Here is a 2,195-nt window from a genome sequence, read left to right as displayed (position 1 = left end):
TCTGGTCGAGGGAATCAACAACAAGATCAAGGTCATCAAGCGCGTCGCCTACGGATACCGAGACGACGCCTATTTCTTCCTCAAAATCCGTGCAGCCTTCCCCGGACTTGGGTGAAGAACCTTTTTTATGGGGCCATTTGCCGCGTCGAGCCATGCTCGACTGCCTTTCCGATAGTTGACGCTAGCGGTGCGGCGCCGGTGGAAAGCGCTCCACCAGGAAATCGATGAAGCTGCGCAGGCGGGTCGAGTGGTAGCGGTCGTGGGCATAGACCACGTGCATCGGCCGGCCGGTCCGGCCATGCTCCGGGAACAGCTGCACCAGGCGCCCGGCTTCGACGTCGGCAGCCAGCAGCAGTGCCGATTGCAGCACGATGCCCAGCCCATGCAGCGCCGCCGTACGCAGCGCTTCGCCGTTGTTGATCTGCAGGCGACCTGTGGGCACATGGTCGAGCCCGCCAGCATCGGCCTGCAGCCACTGCGCCAGTGCGCTGGGTTCGAAGGACAGGCATTGGTGCCGGGAAAGTGCCTGCAGGTCGGAAGGCGTACCATGCCGGGCGAGGTATCCGGGCGAGGCGCACATCATCAATCGATAGGGTGTCAGCGCACGGGCGACCAGCGCGCTGCTGTCAGCCAGCGTACCGATACGCAGGGCGGCTTCGAAACCTTCTTCGGCGAGATTGACGACGCGGTCGGTCAGCACCGCGTCGACACGCACCTCGGGGTAGTGCGCCATGTAATCGGCCAACGCCGGCAGCAGTGCATGCGTGCCGAAGATCACCGGCGCGCTGACGCGCAGCGTGCCTGCCGGTGCCAGGTGCTGGTGCTGGGCCTGCGCATCGGTTTCCTCCACCAGCCGCAGGATCTCCCGGCAGCGGGCGTAGTAGTCCTCGCCGAACGGCGTCATGTGCTGGCGCCGGGTGGTACGACTGAGCAACTGCATGCCGAGCCGTGCCTCCAACGCACGCAGGTGCTTGCCGGCCATCGTCGCGGAGATGTCCAGTGCTGCCGCCGCAGCGCTGAGGCTGCCCTTGTCCACGATCAGCACGTAGACCTGCATGCTTTCCAGCAGGTTCATCTGACACTCCGGGTGTTGAATGCTGAAACCTGTGCGGAGTTTATCAATCAGGGGGGATCAAACAGCATGCACCGCACGGGCCGGATCCACCGGCCGCGCTGACAGGAGAACACCATGGATTTGAACCTTGAGGGACGCACCGCGCTGGTCACCGGGGCGGGCAGTGGCATCGGTGCCGCTGTCGCCAGGCAACTGGCCGCGCAGGGCGTGCGTGTCGCCATCTCGTCACGGCGTCAGGCACCGCTGCAGGCGCTGGCGGCGGAAATCGAAGCGGCGGGCGCACTCGCGCCGATCATCCTGCTGGGCGATGTCACCGACGCCGGGGACGTGCGCCGCATCGCCGACGCCGCGCTGGCAGCGTTGCAGCGGGTGGACATCCTGGTCAACGCAGCTGGCGGCTCGCGGCCAACGACCGTCGATGCCGCCGACGCGATCTGGGAGGAGGCATTGGCGCTGAACTTCTCTGCCGCACGACGGTTGAGCCAGGCACTGCTGCCGGCAATGCAGGCGCAGGGCTGGGGGCGGGTGATCAACTTCAGCGGTTCGATGGAACCGCGCACGGTGAACGCGGCCACGGCGGCGAAGGCGGCGCTTCATCTGTGGAGCAAGGGCCTGTCGTCCGAAGTGGCCGGGCAGGGCATCACGGTGAATGCAATCGCACCGGGGCGGATCAACAGCCCGCAGATTCTTGATCGCCTGCATCCCACCGAGGAAAGCCGGCGCGAGTTCATTGCACGCAACATTCCGATCGGGCGCTTCGGCGATCCGGACGAAGTGGCGCCGCTGGTGGCCTTCCTGGCTTCGCCGCTGGCCGGCTACATCACCGGCGCGGTGATTCCAGTGGACGGCGGCATGCACTACTTCGCGCACTAGCGCTGCGGAGCTGTAGAGCCGAGCCGATGCTCGGCTGCCTTGCGCCAGAATTCCGCTCAGCCGAGCACGGCTCGGCTCTACGAAACAACAAAAAAGGGCGACCCGGAGGCCGCCCCTTCCGTTCACGGTCGCGCCCGCCAGATCAGCGTGGCGACGCCACCGCGCGGTTGCTCGAGGCACCCTTGCCCTTGCGCTTGTCCTGCTGCGCCGGGCTTGCGCCTTCGGCCATCAGGTTGTCGCTGCCGAA

General features: G+C 66.2%; 3 protein-coding genes. 2 read left to right on the top strand and 1 reads right to left on the bottom strand.

From position 1 onward, the window contains the following. Positions 1 to 115, top strand: a 115-nt coding sequence (locus tag QRO91_RS22335; protein ID WP_196239373.1) for a transposase, incomplete at its 5' end; no start/stop codon positions are given. Positions 116 to 181: 66 nt separating this feature from the next. On the opposite strand, the gene QRO91_RS22330 is transcribed toward QRO91_RS22335, so the two are convergent. Beyond that, positions 182 to 1,075, bottom strand: a complete 894-nt coding sequence (locus QRO91_RS22330; RefSeq protein ID WP_049431754.1) for a LysR substrate-binding domain-containing protein — start codon at positions 1,073 to 1,075, stop codon at positions 182 to 184. Positions 1,076 to 1,189: 114 nt separating this feature from the next. Between QRO91_RS22330 and QRO91_RS22325 the strand changes: the two genes are divergently transcribed. Further along, on the top strand, positions 1,190 to 1,948 hold the full coding sequence (locus tag QRO91_RS22325) for an SDR family NAD(P)-dependent oxidoreductase (RefSeq protein ID WP_049431750.1): 759 nt from the start codon (positions 1,190 to 1,192) through the stop codon (positions 1,946 to 1,948). Positions 1,949 to 2,195 lie beyond the last annotated feature (247 nt).

The organism is Stenotrophomonas maltophilia group sp. Smal32 (assembly GCF_030237085.1).
Lineage (GTDB): Bacteria > Pseudomonadota > Gammaproteobacteria > Xanthomonadales > Xanthomonadaceae > Stenotrophomonas > Stenotrophomonas maltophilia_Q.
Note: the sequence above shows the minus strand (reverse complement) of the source record. Positions and strands in the feature narration are given on the sequence as shown.